This window comes from Oceanicaulis sp. (genome assembly GCF_051859625.1).
GTDB lineage: Bacteria > Pseudomonadota > Alphaproteobacteria > Caulobacterales > Maricaulaceae > Oceanicaulis.
Map to the genome: position 1 here is coordinate 1,150,530 of NZ_JBHYFH010000001.1, position 14,860 is coordinate 1,165,389.

At 60.9% G+C, this 14,860-nt stretch carries 16 protein-coding genes; 9 read left to right on the forward strand and 7 right to left on the reverse strand.

What is annotated here, in order from left to right; genetic code table 11:
• The first annotated feature begins 134 nt into the window (after positions 1–134).
• On the forward strand, positions 135–596 hold the full coding sequence (locus ACTIGF_RS05510; protein WP_439635909.1) for a hypothetical protein: 462 nt from the start codon (positions 135–137) through the stop codon (positions 594–596).
• Here the strand turns inward: ACTIGF_RS05510 and ACTIGF_RS05515 are convergent.
• The 3 genes from ACTIGF_RS05515 to ACTIGF_RS05525 form a co-directional block, all read right to left on the reverse strand.
• Positions 583–1,755 (reverse strand): hypothetical protein, encoded by a 1,173-nt coding sequence (locus ACTIGF_RS05515; RefSeq protein WP_439635910.1) that lies wholly within the window; start codon positions 1,753–1,755, stop codon positions 583–585. The two genes, ACTIGF_RS05510 and ACTIGF_RS05515, sit on opposite strands and share 14 nt — an antisense overlap.
• 83 nt (positions 1,756–1,838) lie before the next feature.
• The gene (locus ACTIGF_RS05520; RefSeq protein WP_439635911.1) at positions 1,839–3,581 is read right to left on the reverse strand and encodes a DUF885 domain-containing protein; all 1,743 of its coding nucleotides are present in this window, start codon (positions 3,579–3,581) and stop codon (positions 1,839–1,841) included.
• A gap of 51 nt (positions 3,582–3,632) precedes the next feature.
• On the reverse strand, positions 3,633–4,493 hold the full coding sequence (locus ACTIGF_RS05525; protein ID WP_439635912.1) for an SDR family oxidoreductase: 861 nt from the start codon (positions 4,491–4,493) through the stop codon (positions 3,633–3,635).
• Between the two features lie 191 nt (positions 4,494–4,684).
• Here ACTIGF_RS05525 and sdhC point away from each other — a divergent pair, with 191 nt between their 5' ends.
• The 8 genes from sdhC (at position 4,685) to ACTIGF_RS05565 (ending at position 11,639) form a co-directional block, all read left to right on the forward strand.
• Positions 4,685–5,089 (forward strand): succinate dehydrogenase, cytochrome b556 subunit, encoded by a 405-nt coding sequence (gene sdhC / locus ACTIGF_RS05530; protein WP_439635913.1) that lies wholly within the window; start codon positions 4,685–4,687, stop codon positions 5,087–5,089.
• Positions 5,089–5,466, forward strand: coding sequence for a succinate dehydrogenase, hydrophobic membrane anchor protein (gene sdhD / locus ACTIGF_RS05535; RefSeq protein ID WP_439635914.1), 378 nt, complete (start codon positions 5,089–5,091; stop codon positions 5,464–5,466). The genes sdhC and sdhD overlap by 1 nt, the downstream gene beginning before the upstream one ends.
• Positions 5,467–5,481: 15 nt before the next feature.
• Entirely contained in the window at positions 5,482–7,269 is a 1,788-nt protein-coding gene (sdhA, locus tag ACTIGF_RS05540; protein ID WP_439635915.1) for a succinate dehydrogenase flavoprotein subunit, read from the forward strand.
• A 7-nt stretch (positions 7,270–7,276) separates the two neighbouring features.
• A complete protein-coding gene (locus ACTIGF_RS05545) occupies positions 7,277–8,059 on the forward strand; it encodes a hypothetical protein (RefSeq protein ID WP_439635916.1) in 783 nt (260 codons plus the stop codon).
• Positions 8,060–8,071: 12 nt separating this feature from the next.
• Complete coding sequence (locus ACTIGF_RS05550) at positions 8,072–8,857, forward strand: succinate dehydrogenase iron-sulfur subunit (protein WP_160092775.1); 786 nt, start codon at positions 8,072–8,074, stop codon at positions 8,855–8,857.
• A 163-nt stretch (positions 8,858–9,020) separates the two neighbouring features.
• The gene (locus ACTIGF_RS05555; RefSeq protein WP_439635917.1) at positions 9,021–10,130 is read left to right on the forward strand and encodes an FG-GAP repeat domain-containing protein; all 1,110 of its coding nucleotides are present in this window, start codon (positions 9,021–9,023) and stop codon (positions 10,128–10,130) included.
• Between the two features lie 190 nt (positions 10,131–10,320).
• Positions 10,321–10,806 (forward strand): MarR family winged helix-turn-helix transcriptional regulator, encoded by a 486-nt coding sequence (locus ACTIGF_RS05560; protein ID WP_439635918.1) that lies wholly within the window; start codon positions 10,321–10,323, stop codon positions 10,804–10,806.
• Entirely contained in the window at positions 10,797–11,639 is an 843-nt protein-coding gene (locus ACTIGF_RS05565; protein ID WP_439635919.1) for a lysostaphin resistance A-like protein, read from the forward strand. The genes ACTIGF_RS05560 and ACTIGF_RS05565 overlap by 10 nt, the downstream gene beginning before the upstream one ends.
• Before the next feature lie 32 nt (positions 11,640–11,671).
• Here the strand turns inward: ACTIGF_RS05565 and ACTIGF_RS05570 are convergent, their stop codons facing one another.
• From ACTIGF_RS05570 to ACTIGF_RS05585, 4 genes are read right to left on the reverse strand one after another with little or no spacing between them, the layout of a single operon-like run.
• Positions 11,672–12,409: a GDYXXLXY domain-containing protein gene (locus ACTIGF_RS05570; RefSeq protein WP_439635920.1), complete on the reverse strand. Its 738-nt coding sequence runs from the start codon at positions 12,407–12,409 to the stop codon at positions 11,672–11,674.
• Positions 12,406–13,530, reverse strand: a complete 1,125-nt coding sequence (locus tag ACTIGF_RS05575) for a DUF2157 domain-containing protein (RefSeq protein ID WP_439635921.1) — start codon at positions 13,528–13,530, stop codon at positions 12,406–12,408. The genes ACTIGF_RS05570 and ACTIGF_RS05575 overlap by 4 nt, the downstream gene beginning before the upstream one ends.
• Before the next feature lie 56 nt (positions 13,531–13,586).
• The gene (locus ACTIGF_RS05580) at positions 13,587–14,423 is read right to left on the reverse strand and encodes a 1-acyl-sn-glycerol-3-phosphate acyltransferase (protein WP_439635922.1); all 837 of its coding nucleotides are present in this window, start codon (positions 14,421–14,423) and stop codon (positions 13,587–13,589) included.
• Between the two features lie 14 nt (positions 14,424–14,437).
• Entirely contained in the window at positions 14,438–14,797 is a 360-nt protein-coding gene (locus ACTIGF_RS05585) for an ArsR/SmtB family transcription factor (protein WP_439635923.1), read from the reverse strand.
• Positions 14,798–14,860 lie beyond the last annotated feature (63 nt).

Below are 14,860 nucleotides of genomic sequence, written 5' to 3' on the forward strand. Positions count from 1 at the left end.
CATCGCGAGCACGACAAACCCCGGCGGAGCGATCCGCCGGGGTTTTTTATTGGCGCCGGCATACAAATCCCGCCGCCTCAGGTTATATCATTATACGCGTTCAATTGAGCGACTTCCCAGCTGATGAGACGGCCATGCCTTTTACGACGCGCATAGATCATCCCCAGCACCTGATTGTGTTTCACAACACAGGGCAGCTGTTTCGCGATGATCTCAACAGCGTGCTGACGCTGTTCCGAGACCCTCAATTTCCAGCCAGCTATGATCTGGTGACCCTGTTTGACGCGGACGTCAGCGCGGATATCGATCATACAGCGCTTGTCGATCACGCCATTGAGCGACAGCGCACCTTGCAGGAGCGCACGCCGGAACACGCGATCAAGTCCGCCTTTGTAGATGTGCCCGCTGGGCTCAAACCCATGCTGGAACTCTGGCCGCTATTCTTCCCGGCTTCACAGGGCAATCTATCCATCCGCTTCTTTGACACGATGGATGACGCGCTGGTCTGGCTCGATCGCCGCCCGTTCGATTTCGATGCTCTGCCCTTGTTTCAGCCTCAGGCGAACGCCGAGGAGAGGTCGATCAGACCGGGGTGAGGGTGAGCACAAGAGCATTTTCAGACTCAACCGACAAAGACGCCGTCACAGCCGTCGGAAAGGCCTTGAGCTGAGCGATGGCTTTGAGCTGGTCAGGCAGGCTATTGCCCGAAACGGTCACCACCAGCGGCAGCTTGACGGTCTGGGCCGGCGGGTCCGCCCGCGCGCCCGGCCCCTTGATGATGAACGCGCCGCCGGTGACAGAGCCGCCCTCATCCACGACCAGCGTCGGCCCCTCGCCCTGACAATCGGTCAGCGTCACGGATATCAGGCCATCCGTCTGGTCAAATTGCTTACATTTCAGCGCGCCATGCCCGCCCAGTTCAACGACGCCGCCCTCATTGGAGAGCGTGTCGACGCCAACCTGCTTACCTGCGCCGCCGCCTGGCGTCGCGCCGCAGCCTTGATAGACCCCGCCCGGTTTCAAGGTCACCGACGAGGCGTTGACCGCGACCATGCAAGCAATCTTCGAGGGGTTTTCAGGTTTCAGCAGAATCGGCGTGGTCGACAGGATGGTGGAGCTGGTGTCCACCGCTTCGATCCGACAGTCATCGCTGAGGCTGAGCCCCTCCACGGTCAGGGTGGAGTTGGGGTTCAGGCCCACGATCGTGCCTTGATCGGCGACGATGGTCTGAGTGATGGCGCACGGCTGCTGACCCGTCTGGGTGACGAGCAGTCCGCCGTTCGAGATCGTCAGCGGGTTCGTCGCGTTCAACACGCCGCCGACCCCGACCGCGCCCTTGGAGACCGCTTCCAATTGCCCGGTGACGGTGAAGCTTTCCCCGCTGGGCACGTTCAGAGCGCCGCCCTGGACCAGCAGGGCGTCATGGATCTGTCCGCACCCAAGGCCTGTCAGCTGCCCTTGAAAAATCTGGGTGAAACCAGTCCCTTCAATGGTCAGGCTGAGGTCGAGGTTGACGCCCTCTCCAATCACTTCGACAGCGCTATAGCCCTTGGCGTCAATGCTGGCGCCCGTGCTGGAATAGAGCTTGGCCGACCGCGTGAATGACGGCGCGGACGCCGTCAGCGCAAAGGACTCCACCACATTGATGGCCGTTCCCTCACCCCGGTTCACGGTCTTGATGGCGGAGACATATTCGGACGCGTCCGTCACCTCGATGACCGACGCCTTCAGGGGATGAGTTTTGGGGTGATGCATGAACGCCTCCAGATCCGAAAGGAACCGGAAGCGTAGGGGGCGTCACCCCGGATGACCCGAGCGACAACGCCCCCTGAGGCGGACTAGGCCTCCTGATCCGCGATCCAGGTGCGCATCTTGTCTTCGAGATAGCCCAGCGGCACGCCGCCTTCATCCAGAATGCGGTCATGGAAGGCGGCGAGGTCGAAGTCTTCGCCCAGCTGGCTTTCAGCGTCAGAGCGCAGTTCGCGGATCAGCAATTCGCCGGTCTTGTAGGCCAAAGCCTGGCCGGGCCAGCTGATATAGCGGCTGACTTCATTGGTGATGTTGAGCGGAGCCAGCGCCGAATTCTCAAGAAAGCACGCCTCGGCCTCATCCCGGCTCCAGCCATACCAATGGATGCCGGTGTCGGCGACGAGCCGGCAAGCGCGCCACATCTCATAGGTCAGGCGACCGAAATGCTCATAGGGCGTTTCATACATGCCCATATCGACGCCCAGAAACTCGGTGTAGAGCCCCCAGCCTTCACCGAACGCGGTGATATAGCCCTGCTTTCGAAACTCGGGCACGTTTTCAAGTTCTTGCGCGATGGCGATCTGGTGGTGATGGCCCGGCACCGCCTCGTGCACGGTCAAAGCCGGCAATTCATAGAGCGGGCGCTGGTCTAGCCGGTAGGTGTTGACCATATAGCCGCCCGCCTGGCCGCTCTCCGCATCGCCGGGCCAATACCGGCCCGTGGTGTAGTTGGGCGCAATGGCCGCCGGCACCGGCCGCACGCCATAGCTCAGCCGCGGCAAATGGTGGAAAAAGGCCGGCATGGCGTCATCGGCCTTTTTGGCCAGATAAGACGCCGCCATCATCAGCTCACGCTCGGACTGGGCGTAAAACTGCGGATCGGTGCGCAGGAAATCGAGAAATTCAGCGAAGTCGCCGTCAAACCCGGTTTCGGCGATCACCGCGTCCATCTCGGCGCGAATGCGGGCCACTTCGGCCTGGCCGCGCGCATGCACCTCTTCAGGCGTCAGATCGAGCGTGGTGTGCTGCTGTACGAGCGCCCGATAAAGGTCTTCACCACCCGGAAGATCGCGCGCGCCAAGGCTCTCACGAGCGGCAGGCATGTAGACCTCGGTGAAAAAGGCATGCAGGTCACGCAAGGCCGGCAGGGCGCTGGTTTCAACCGCCTCGCTCGCTTCCGCCATCAGGCGCTCGCGCTCAGACGCCGGGATTGCCTCGGGCAGATTCCGGATCGGCGTCAGAAGCTCGCTCTCGCCGACAGGCGTGATCTGAGCCTCGATCTGATCGGCGACGCCTTGCAGAATGGCGCGCGGCTGGGTGAAGCCGGTCTCGATCCCGCGCGTGAGCCAGGCTTGCTGCTCGGCGAGATATTCGGGCAAGGCGTTCAGCTTGGCGATCCAGGCTTCGGCTTCTTCCACTGAGCGCACGCGCGTGGTCAGCGCTGCAAAGCTGGCGTTTGTATGAAACCCGCTATCATTGGTGAACGGGATCATCGCCGTAGTGGTCCAGGGAACCGCGACCGCACTATCCAGCTCATAAGAGAGCACAGCATAATTCGCCTGCTCATCCGCAGGCAGGTCCGCAGGGTCGATGGCGTCGATGCGTTCATCAAACCCGGCCATGCCCGAATCCCAGGCTTCAATCGCCTCAGGGCTCATATCCGGCCAGGAGGCGGCGGCCTCCAGATCGCCCTGCCGCGCCCGAGCGCCCAGATCACGCTCGGCGGTGAACGCCTCATAGTCCGCGATCAGCTCTCGGAAGTCTTCTGTCGGCGTGGCGAAGGCCGGCGCGGCCAGGGCCAACGCTGCGATAGACGCAAATACAAGGCGCATAAGTGAAACCTCTCCCCGAATTGATGCAGGCAGAGTGTCGCTCCTTGGCGATCAGTTCAAGCGCTTCAGGCCCAATTGCGAGGTGATCATCTTGTCCGCCATGCGTCTGGGCATCAGCTTCAGCATCAGACCTTGAAGCGGCGTCGGGGTCACCACCGTGTTGAGCTTGGGCTTTTTATCGGTCAGCGCGGCATGGATCGCCTGAGCCACCCGTTCGGGCGGCAACCCGTTTTCGGCGCTGTTGAGCGTGAACTTCAACAGCCTGTGGATGGCCTTGATAAAGTCGGTCTGACCGTATTGTTCGGGATCCAGCTCCTGCGCCTTGTCCCAGATCGGGGTCTTGATGGGGCCTGGATTGATCGCCACCACGTCGATCCCGTACAGCATCATTTCGCGGCGCAGCCCTTCTGTGAAGGCTTCCAGCGCGAACTTCGAACACGCATAGGGCGTCAGGATCGGCATGGCGTGAAACCCCGCCACCGAGGAGATGTTGACGATCCGGCCCGGCTCGCCGGTGAAACCCTTCTCTGCCCCCAGAAGCGGCGCGAAAGCCTGGGTCGCGCGCAATTGCCCGGTGACGTTCACATCGAGCTGGCGCGTCATCTCTTCAGGCGGCAGATGCAAAAGCGGGCCGGCGACGGCGATTCCGGCATTGTTGACGAGGCCGGAGAGCGTCTGCCCCGCCAAATCTTGCCGCACCTGCTCAGCGGCTGATTTTATTATGTCTGCATCCGTGACGTCGCAGATCACCGGATGGACGCCATCGCCCAACTCAGCGCTCAGACGCGCAGAATCCTCAGGCTTGCGCACCCCGGCATAAACCCGCCAGCCCCGGTCAATCAGGAACTTAGCACTAGAATAGCCAATGCCGGTGGAAGCGCCTGTAATCAGGACGCTGCGGTTTTCAGACATGCTCTCTCCCCAATCGCCGGGTCTGCAGGGCAAGTTCAGTTCACGCACAGGGCGCGCAACTAAGAACCGTTTGCAAACACAGCAGCATTCCACACTTTGGTGTGCGTTGACGTTAACCCGGTGCGGATTATTGTCACGCTCGAGTTCCGAGCTGACGGGGCTAATGCTTTAAATTAGTGGGGGCCCTTTTCATGGCCAATCAATCCGTCGATCCACGACCCTTGTCGCCGCACCTGCAAGTCTGGCGCTGGCACGCCACCATGGCGTCCTCGATCTTTCACCGCGCCAGCGGGTCCATCAATTATATCGGCGCCATTCTCGTCACGGTCTGGCTGGTGCTTCTGGCCGCCGGGCCCGACGCCTACGCCGTCTTTGAAAACCTGATGGCCGGCCCTGTGGGTCTTCTGGTCAAGCTGGCGCTGTTCGGCTTCACCCTGTCGCTGACCTACCACCTGTTTAACGGCATTCGTCACCTGGTCTGGGATCTGGGCAAGGGCTTTGACCCCAAGGGCTCCAATCAGCGCTCGATGATCATCATCGTCGCCGCCATCGTGGTGACGGTGGGCATCTGGATCCTGGCTGGAGGGATTGTCTAATGAGCGATTTTCGCACCCCGCTCGCCCGCGCTCGCGGTCTTGGCTCCGCCAAATCCGGCGTCGGCCACTTCATCGCCCAACGCGTCTCCGCTCTGGCGCTGGTTGTTCTGATCCCGCTGTTCGTCTGGTCCGTCGCCAGCCTGCCCAGCGCTGATTATGAAACCGCCCGCGGCTTCGTCGGCTCGCCTCTCGGCGCCATCCTGACGCTTCTGACCCTGACTGCGACATTCTACCACATGCGCCTGGGTCTGCAGACGCTGATCGAGGACTACATCCATAAACCGGTGACCAAGGCCCTTCTGCTGAGCGCGAACACGCTGATCGCAGCCGGCCTGTGGATCGCCGCCCTTTACGCCGTGCTGGCGATCGCAAGTTAAGAAGGACGATAGTCAATGTCCGCATATGAATGGATTGATCATACCTTTGACGTCGTCGTGGTCGGCGCGGGCGGGTCTGGCCTGCGCGCGGCGCTCGGCGCCGCGCAGGAAGGTCTGAAGACCGCCTGCATCTCAAAGGTGTTCCCCACCCGCTCGCACACCGTGGCGGCCCAGGGCGGCATCTCCGCCTCGCTCGGCAATATGGGGGAGGATGACTGGCGCTGGCACATGTACGACACCGTCAAGGGGTCAGACTGGCTGGGCGATCAGGATTCCATCGAATATCTGTGCCGCCACGCGCCGAAAGCCGTGTACGAGCTTGAGCACTGGGGCGTGCCGTTCTCGCGCACCGAAGACGGCAAGATCTATCAGCGCGCCTTTGGCGGCATGACCAAGAATTTCGGCGAAGGCCCGGTGCAGCGCACCTGCGCCGCCGCCGACCGCACCGGTCACGCCATCCTGCACACGCTGTATGGTCAGTCCCTGCGTCACGCGACCGAGTTCTTCATCGAGTATTTCGTGCTCGACCTGATCATGGATGATGACGGCGCTTGCGTCGGCGTCACCGCCTGGAAACTCGACGACGGCACGCTGCACCGCTTCCGCGCCCAGAAGACCATTCTGGCGACCGGCGGCTATGGCCGGGCCTATTTCTCCGCCACCTCCGCGCACACCTGCACGGGCGACGGCAACGCCATGGTTCTGCGCGCGGGCCTGCCGCTGCAGGACATGGAGTTTGTCCAGTTCCACCCCACCGGCATTTACGGCGCAGGCTGCCTGATCACCGAAGGCGCACGCGGCGAGGGCGGCTATCTGACCAACTCCAAGGGCGAGCGCTTCATGGAGCGCTATGCGCCCAGCGCCAAGGATCTCGCCAGCCGTGACGTGGTTTCGCGCTCCATGACCATGGAGATCCGCGAAGGCCGCGGCGTGGGCGAGCATGGCGACCATATCCACCTGCACCTCGATCACCTTGACCCCGCCATTCTGGCCCAGCGTCTGCCGGGCATTTCAGAAAGCGCGAAAATCTTCGCAGGCGTGGACGTGACCAAGGAGCCGATCCCGGTGATCCCGACCGTCCACTATAATATGGGCGGCATCCCGACCAATTATCATGGCGAAGTGCTGACCAAGGTCGGCGGCGATCCCGACAAGGTCGTCAAAGGCCTGATGGCGGTGGGCGAAGCCGCTTGCGTGTCCGTGCACGGCGCCAACCGTCTGGGCTCGAACTCGCTGATCGACCTCGTGGTGTTCGGCCGGGCCGCCGGTCTGCGCTGCGGCGAGACGGTGGAAGCCGGCGCGAGCCAGCCTGAGCTGTCTGAAAACGCCGGCGCCGACACCCTGTCGCGGTTTGACAAGATGCGTCACGCCGATGGCGGCACCAAGACCGCGACCCTGCGCCTCGACATGCAGCGCGCCATGCAGGAAAACTGCGCCGTGTTCCGCACCCAGGACATCCTGGATGAGGGCGTCAAGCGCATCGCCGACGTCTATCAAGGCGCAAGCGACATCCGCATCAATGACCGCTCCATGATCTGGAACACCGATCTCGTTGAAGCGCTGGAGTTTGAAAACCTCATCGCCCAGGCCTCCGTCACGGTGAACTCCGCGGCGGCGCGTCCGGAAAGCCGCGGCGCCCATGCGCGAGAGGACTTCCCGGATCGCGACGATGAGAACTGGATGAAGCACACCCTGGCGTGGATCAATGAAGACGGCTCGGTCAAACTTGATGACCGTCCGGTTCACGAACACACCCTGTCCAACGACATCGCCTATATCGAGCCCAAGGCGCGGGTCTATTGAGGTAGTATTGGCTGAGGGTACTTGCAAATTGACCGGAAAATTAGGTGAGCTTAGGAAAGCTCACCTATACCCGAAGTCTTTTTATAGGATACGACAAGATGCTCCGTTGAGAGCTATATCCTCAAATACCGACGAACGCCCAAAGCCAGCAATCATCGGAACCTACGACCCAAATCTCATCATAGCAGAAACTGAAAACTGGTTTGCCACTCTTGACGATCATGCAGCCAAAGTACTGAAGCAGCCTGTTAAAGATGAGAGCTTGCTCCGATGGAACGGCAAAATATATTACGGGAATGACAAAATCCCACTTGGTTACGAACTTAAAGACTACGACCCAAACCTTCTAAAGTTGTTCTTTATGTCTGTTCTCTGGAGATTCGGAGCTTCGGAAAGACCAGAGGCTCGTGCAGTAAATTTGGGCCCACACCTAGAACGAATTGCCAGCCATCTGCGCAACAGGGAAGCACCAAAAGACCATATATATTCTGTTGTTGGGGCTCGATTTATTGATGAAGAACATGTCGCAATAGTAACACCAACTAGGTATCGACTTGATGGAGTGAACACATGGCATATGGTTTTTGGAGCGTATGAATTTTTAATCAAAACGGATGACCGCCCTTTCCCAAGCCCTTGGAACGGACTTTATTTAAATGATCAGGCAAGTATGCCTATTATATTACGTAAATTCCGCGGGTCGAAATTGTGGAATCGTCTCGCCACACAAGTTAAATCTATGCATGCGAAATACGGCGACCCATGGGGTGGTCGCTATGTCACTCAGTAAAGGAACGACCCCATGGTCCAACTGACGCTGCCGAAAAATTCTCAGGTGAAAAAGGGCAAGGTGTGGCCGAAGCCCGACGACGCCGACCCGAAGAACCTGCGCGCCTTCAAGGTGTATCGCTACGATCCCGAGACCGGTGATAATCCGTCCTGGGACACGTATTACGTCGACACCTCCAAGTGCGGCCCGATGATCCTGGACGCCTTGTTCTTCATCAAGAACGAGATCGACACCACTTTGGCCTTCCGGCGCTCCTGCCGCGAGGGCATTTGCGGCTCCTGCGCCATGAATATCGGCGGGCGCAACACCATCGCCTGCACCAACGGCATTGACGAGCACAAGGGCGCCATCACCATCGCCCCGCTGCCGCACCAGCCGGTGGTCCGCGACCTGATCCCGGATCTGACGCAATTCTACGCCCAGCTTGAATCCATCAATCCCTACCTCAAGACCGATACGCCGGAACCTGAGAAGGAATGGAAGCAGAGCCAGGAAGACCGCGAAGAGCTTGATGGTCTGTATGAGTGCATTCTGTGCGCCTCATGCTCGACTTCCTGCCCGTCCTACTGGTGGAACTCGGACAAGTATCTGGGTCCAGCCGCCCTGTTGCAGGCCTATCGCTGGATCGCCGACAGCCGCGATGAAGCGACCGGTGAGCGTCTCGATGATCTTGAAGACCCGTTCAAGCTCTATCGCTGCCACACCATCATGAACTGCACCAATGTCTGCCCGAAAGGCCTGAACCCGGCCAAAGCCATCGGCAAGATCAAGGAATTGATGGTCGAGCGTCAGGCCTAAGGCCTGCGCCATCGCTGACGATCAGACGCCCGGCCAAAAGCCGGCCTCCAGACTGCAAACCCCGCTGGTGATCGCCAGCGGGGTTTTGTTTTCAAAGGGGTGCTCTAGGATTGACGCGCAGAGCGCTGGCGCGTCCGTCCCGCGCCATGGGAAAGATCGCATCATGACCTTGGTCGCCTTGATCACTGTGCTGGCAGCCGGCGCCGCCGCGCAGCAGAACGAAGCCTTCTGGATTCATCCCTATAATTATTTCGGCCCTGAAGCGGCGCTGACAGCGTCTATCAGCCTCGGCGACCTCGACGGTGACGGCGACCTGGATGGGTTCGCGGTCAACGGACGGCACTGGATTCAACAAAACGAAGTCTTCCTGAACAATGGCGGAGGTTTCTTCCGCTCCGCCCACGATGCAGGCTCGCTGCGCGACACCGGCTATGCGGCCGCGCTCGCTGATTTCGATGGCGATGGCGATCTGGACGCCGCGATCGCTCGCGACCTCTTACCCGTACGCCTCCTGCTGAACGACGGCGCAGGGCGCTTCCCGGACACACGCGAGCTTGGACCTGTCGCGCAAGCGCGCGACATCGATGCGGCCGATCTGAATGGCGATGGACATCCCGACCTCGTTCTCTCTGAACGTGGCCGGGCGAACCGCTATTTCCTGAACGACGGGGCGGACGGTTTTCTGGAGCCGGTCGAGCTTCCTGGCGAATATCAAACCATTCAGGTCGTTGTCGGCGACCTTGATGGCGATGGCCATCTTGACCTTGCCTTTTCGAACCGGGGCGGCGAAGGCCTGCCCGTCTATCGCGGGCGTGCTGAGGGCGGTTTCGCGGAACCGGAAATGATCGGATCCGATCTCGACCTTGAAATCCGGGCCCTGGCCATGGGTGACGTGAATGGCGACGGTTTTCCAGACCTTGTCGCGGGCGGCATGCAGGCTCAAAGCGTCCTGTTCGTGAATGATGGTCAGGGAGGATTTGAAGACGCCCGCCGCTTCGGATCTTCAGACGACATCGTCTATGGCGTCGGCATCGCTGATTTCGATCTGGATGGACGCCTCGATATCGCCGTGGCCAATTCCGAGGTTCGCAATCGGGTCTACCTCAATCGCGGCGACGCCTTTGAGACGATCGAAATCAGCGCAGACCCCGTCGATGTCTATAATCTCAGCATTGGCGATCTCGATCAGGACGGCCGCCCCGACATCGTTTACGCGGTCTCACAGGGCGCTAATTTCGTTGCGATCAACCGGCTTGGTCGCGCCCGGCAATAAAGACGCTATCCCCAGACCAGCGTGTCCTGAGATAGGTGCTCTGCTGGTCTTGCGTTGCCTCTCAATCGCCAGACGCAGAACGCCCCGGTCTCTTGCCGGGGCGTTTTTCTTGGGTCCGAAGCCAAGGTGGATTGACAGCCCCCAGCTTTTATACAAGTAATTGCGCAATCGCTTGTATAAAAGGTCTCCCATGACAGAAGCCGCCCCTTTTCAGCGTCCCGCCGCCTTCCTGCTGCGATTGAGCCGGCTCCATGATCTGCTCACCGTTCAACTTCAGACGGCGCTGACGGACTCCGGTCATGATCTGAAGACGCACACAACGGGCGTTCTGAACCTGCTCCACCATAGCGGCCCCGCCACGATCACCGCCCTGTCGGGCGGCATGGGCGTCTCCCACCAGCTTGTTTCCCAGCGCCTGTCGCCCCTGTTGCAAGCGGGGCTGGTCGAGTTGGAGCCCGACCCTGAAGATGGGCGGCGCAAGCGCGTCAGCCTGACAGACTCCGGCAAACAAGAAGCGCAAGCCCTTCAGGCGTTCCTCGACCAGCTGGACCGGGTCTATCTCGAGCTTTTTGAAGAGCTGGGCGCGGATCTTGATGCCTTGATCCCGCGTGCTCAGGCCGCCCTGAGCGCGCGATCGCTTTCCGATCGCCTGAAGGGGGACGCCCAATGTCCCTGAAATCGCTTCCCCTCATGGCGGGCCGCATTCTGGCGGGCGCGCTTCTGGTCGGGCTTGGCATGGCTGTGGTCCGGTTGGCGCTGATCCCGGGCCTTGAGCATGTCTTCGCACTTGATGACGCCCTGATTTCCATCATCCGCCGCCTGTTCATGCTCGCGAGTTTCGCGCTGAGCTTCTGGCTGTATCTGCGCTTTGTGGCCAGACGCCCGGCTCGCCCGCTGGCGATACGGCCCGCGCAGCTTCTCATCTGGGGCGGGCTGGGATCGGCGCTGATCGCACTGCCTATGGGACTCCTCTTTCTCACGGGCAGCTATCAACTGGTCGGGACAGGGCAGATCTGGCCGATGGCGAGCGTCGCGCTCACCATTCTCGCCGCCGCCGCCTTTGAGGAAGTTCTGTTCCGCGGCATCATCGTTCCGGAAGTGGAAGACGCCTTCGGGGCCTATACGGCGCTCCTCCTCCCCAGCCTCCTGTTCTCGGTGCTGCACTTCTTCAACCCGAACTGGGCGGGCTGGGTCTCGCTCGTCACCGGCGTGCTGCTGGGGATTTTGTGGACGCTGGTCTATCTGATCACCCGCAATGTCTGGGCGGCGACGCTGAACCATGCACTTTGGAACTTCACGATCGTTCTGAGCGGTCTGCCGCTCACCGGCATCGAGGAATGGCGCGAACACGCGCCCTTGCGCAGCGAGTTTCACGGACCGGACTGGCTCAGCGGCGGCGCGGCGGGACCGGAGGAATCCGTCATCACGCTTCTGGTGATTATCCTCGCCGTAGCCGGATTGTGGCTCTACTGGCGGAAGACAAGATCCCCGCAGGAACCATCATCATGATCAGATATCACCCCAGCCTCAGGCCGGAGCGTTCACTCACGACGCTCTAGCGTCAGTCGGGGACCGGTCAGGCTGTCATAAAGACGCTGACCATCCAGATAGAGCCCCTTGATCACGGCGTCGCCCCGATCAGAGACGGACAGGATCACGCCGTATTCAGGAATGTCCGACGTGGGTTCATCAGCAAGGTCAAAATCCTCGCACATCCAGGACTGCTCGAACTGATCAGGCGCGGTTTGCTGCAGACCCCGGCAGGTTTCCCACCGATCCCGTCGACCTTGAATGGCGTTCGCCGTTTGAAAGTCTGACTGCAGCGCGATCGCCGTTTCGGGGTCAGCGAAATACTGACTGGGCAGGTCAAAACGAACCCAGAGCGCGTCATCGTCCTCATCGCGAATGACATACCCTTCAATCAGTTCCGCCTTGAGAATGGGCGCGCCCGTCGCAGCAGCGTCTTCGCGCGCTGCGAACACCTCGCCGGGCGTATAGAAAGCGCCGGACTGAATCAGCGGAACATAAACAGTGTCGCCCACCGCGAGGTCTGGGTCATCGGACACGGCGACCTGAACATCACGCGGCCCAAACTCGCGATAGTTCAGGATGGCGTAATGGCCAAAGAAAACGTCGCGCGGGTCCACCGGATTGGTCTGCAGGACCACTTCACGTCCTGACGACCGAGCCGTTTCATGATTGAAGGTCATCCAGCCCAGACCCAGCAGGATCACAGCCAGACCAATCGCGCCGCGCGCAAGGAAAGAGACCTTGATCATGAGGCTTGCTCCCGGGCTTTCACGAGCATGCGGTTGGTGACGATCAGCAAGGCGGCCAGCGCGCCGCCAAACACGATCAGGGTGAAGCCGGCCGTGACCAGGTTCGTGGAATAGGTGAAGATAATGATCGCGGCGCCGATGAAGCCGAACACGCCGGCGCCGCGCAACCAGCGCCGCCCGGGGGCCGCGCCATAGGCTGTCAGCCCCGAAAAGATCGCCAGGCTCAACGCTGCGATGACCATCATATAATCACTGTTGAGCACCCGCTCTGTCGCCAGCCCGGCCAGGAGCGCCGCCATGGCCGTCCAGGCGGACCATCCGGCGAAACTTCTCAGGGCGAAGACCGTTGTAGAGCGAGCGATCAGCTCAGCCACGAGCGCGAAAACCGCCCACAGGGCCGCCAGGGCATAGGCCACCCGGATATCGTCTTCTCCTTTGAACTCATCCAGAAACAGCTCAACCACATTCCAGCTGACCCAGACAATCACCGTCAGGAAGATGATATTGAGTAGACCCAGAGATCGCCATTTCCACCCCAGCCCGCCAAGACCAGCCAGCACAGGGATCACCCAGATCGGTTCAGGCAGGCGCGTGAGTTCACCGGCTTCACCAAAGTGAAACAGGCTCCACAGCAAGGCCAGAAGCGCTGCCCCGGCGCCAGCCAGGGGCGCGCGCAGCACGAGTGTGATCAACAGGCCGATCAGGGTCCACAGGCTCAGAAACGCCGAGCCGGTGGAACTGGCGTGATAGAGCTGGCCGATCACGATCACGCCCCCGCCCGCCAGCAAGACGGCGATGGCGGCGGTGATGTTGGACGCCAGGTACAAGGCGCGGTCGCGCAAATAACCGGCTGACAGCATGGCGGCGCTGATCAAGAGGCCCGCCAGCCCGAGCCGCACCACACCGTTCAGCGCCGACCAGTTCGCCGCGATGATCGTGATGACGCCGAGACCAATGACCAGTCCGGCCAGACTGGCCAGTATGGGTGAAGAGCTGGGAGACGGTGATTGTTCACGGGCGCGCGCGGAGAGCGCCTTGGCGGTCGTCTCATCAATGAGACCTTCCCTGACCCATAGATCAAGGTCCGCCATCAAACGCTTGAGATAGCTATCGTCACGCATGACCGTCCCCCTCGTGGCCAGAGTTTAGACCAATCACGTCAAAAAAGAACGGGGTTTCAGGCCTGCCGCGCGAGGCCCTGGCTGCACAGCCGCAAGGTCTCGCTCGCCACTTGTTCGTCACCGGCCAGTGTCAGCGGATCCAGAGGCGCACCGAATCTGAGCCGGTAATGCGCGCCTTTCTTGGCCAGAAGCTCGTGAAACACGGTCATATGGCGCAGTTCTTCGTGGATCAACCCCAGGCCGTAAAACCATAGCGACATGCGCTGTTTGACGCCCAGCGAGATGATCGGCGCGTTGAATTTCCGCGCCAGGCTGACGGCGGTGGGCTGCCAGCTATCATCACGCAATGACAGGCTGCGCCAGTCCCACATCGACATCCGCCCCGCCGGAAACACCACCACGCAGCGCCCCTCCTGAAAGGCGGTGATGGCGCGTTTCAGGGTGTCGCGGGTTTTCTCGCGGTTGCGATAGCCTTCGCGCCACTCCACCGGGATCACCACATCCGCCAGGCCTTCGCAGACCCGGATCGCATCGCGGTTGGCGAAAAACACCATGTCCGGACGGCGCGCTTTCAGCGCCTGCCACACGGCGATCCCATCTGAAATACCGCCGGGATGGTTCGCCGTGATCACGCAGGGACCGGATTCGGGGACATGTTCGAGCCCGTCCACACTGGCGCTCATGCTGAGGAAATCCTGCGCCCAGTCCATCGCCTCTTCGCCCGTTTTGGCGACCAGAGCGTCGGCGATCGAGCGCGCCCTTTGATACCCCAGCAAGGGATAGAAGACGCGCCGGATCCATGGCCATAACCATTGATTGGCCGACAGGCGCACAGCCCGCTCTTCAATCAGCTGGTCCACCACATGGGTTTGGGTCAGGTCAGTCCCGGTCATCTGGACATGGAGGTCTAGCAGGCCTCTTTGTGCAAGCCCGTCAGTTCAGACACCTGCAAGCCGCACAGGGCCGGATCGCCATCGCAGCATTCCATGATCAGGAAGTTGAGCAAGCCGCGCACCGCCGGCACCGCCGCGAAATAGTACCGCCGTCGCCCGTCCCGCCGGACATCGAGCAGACCTGCAGAGACCAGAACCGTCAAATGCGCGGACAGATTGCTGGGAGTCACCTGCGCCTTGACCGCCAGATCGCCCGCAGACACGCCTTCCGGCCCCGCATTCATCACAGTACGGAAGACTGTCAGGCGCGTTTCATGCGCCAGGGCGGCGAACTGGCTGGCGGCGACCTTTGAGTTCACGGCAGACTCTTTCATTTCAACCAATCCTGAAATATATGAAGGACGATCATAAAGCCTCTCCAGCGTCACGCAAATCGG

Excerpts from the sequence above, each read along its gene's own strand:
- ACTIGF_RS05510 (WP_439635909.1), top strand. The coding sequence starts at position 135 with ATGCCTTTTACGACGCGCATAGATCATCCCCAGCACCTGATTGTGTTT.
- ACTIGF_RS05515 (WP_439635910.1), bottom strand. The coding sequence starts at position 1,755 with ATGCATCACCCCAAAACTCATCCCCTGAAGGCGTCGGTCATCGAGGTG.
- ACTIGF_RS05520 (WP_439635911.1), bottom strand. The coding sequence starts at position 3,581 with ATGCGCCTTGTATTTGCGTCTATCGCAGCGTTGGCCCTGGCCGCGCCG.
- ACTIGF_RS05525 (WP_439635912.1), bottom strand. The coding sequence starts at position 4,493 with ATGTCTGAAAACCGCAGCGTCCTGATTACAGGCGCTTCCACCGGCATT.
- sdhC (WP_439635913.1), top strand. The coding sequence starts at position 4,685 with ATGGCCAATCAATCCGTCGATCCACGACCCTTGTCGCCGCACCTGCAA.
- sdhD (WP_439635914.1), top strand. The coding sequence starts at position 5,089 with ATGAGCGATTTTCGCACCCCGCTCGCCCGCGCTCGCGGTCTTGGCTCC.
- sdhA (WP_439635915.1), top strand. The coding sequence starts at position 5,482 with ATGTCCGCATATGAATGGATTGATCATACCTTTGACGTCGTCGTGGTC.
- ACTIGF_RS05550 (WP_160092775.1), top strand. The coding sequence starts at position 8,072 with ATGGTCCAACTGACGCTGCCGAAAAATTCTCAGGTGAAAAAGGGCAAG.
- ACTIGF_RS05555 (WP_439635917.1), top strand. The coding sequence starts at position 9,021 with ATGACCTTGGTCGCCTTGATCACTGTGCTGGCAGCCGGCGCCGCCGCG.
- ACTIGF_RS05560 (WP_439635918.1), top strand. The coding sequence starts at position 10,321 with ATGACAGAAGCCGCCCCTTTTCAGCGTCCCGCCGCCTTCCTGCTGCGA.
- ACTIGF_RS05565 (WP_439635919.1), top strand. The coding sequence starts at position 10,797 with ATGTCCCTGAAATCGCTTCCCCTCATGGCGGGCCGCATTCTGGCGGGC.
- ACTIGF_RS05570 (WP_439635920.1), bottom strand. The coding sequence starts at position 12,409 with ATGATCAAGGTCTCTTTCCTTGCGCGCGGCGCGATTGGTCTGGCTGTG.
- ACTIGF_RS05575 (WP_439635921.1), bottom strand. The coding sequence starts at position 13,530 with ATGCGTGACGATAGCTATCTCAAGCGTTTGATGGCGGACCTTGATCTA.
- ACTIGF_RS05580 (WP_439635922.1), bottom strand. The coding sequence starts at position 14,423 with ATGACCGGGACTGACCTGACCCAAACCCATGTGGTGGACCAGCTGATT.
- ACTIGF_RS05585 (WP_439635923.1), bottom strand. The coding sequence starts at position 14,797 with ATGAAAGAGTCTGCCGTGAACTCAAAGGTCGCCGCCAGCCAGTTCGCC.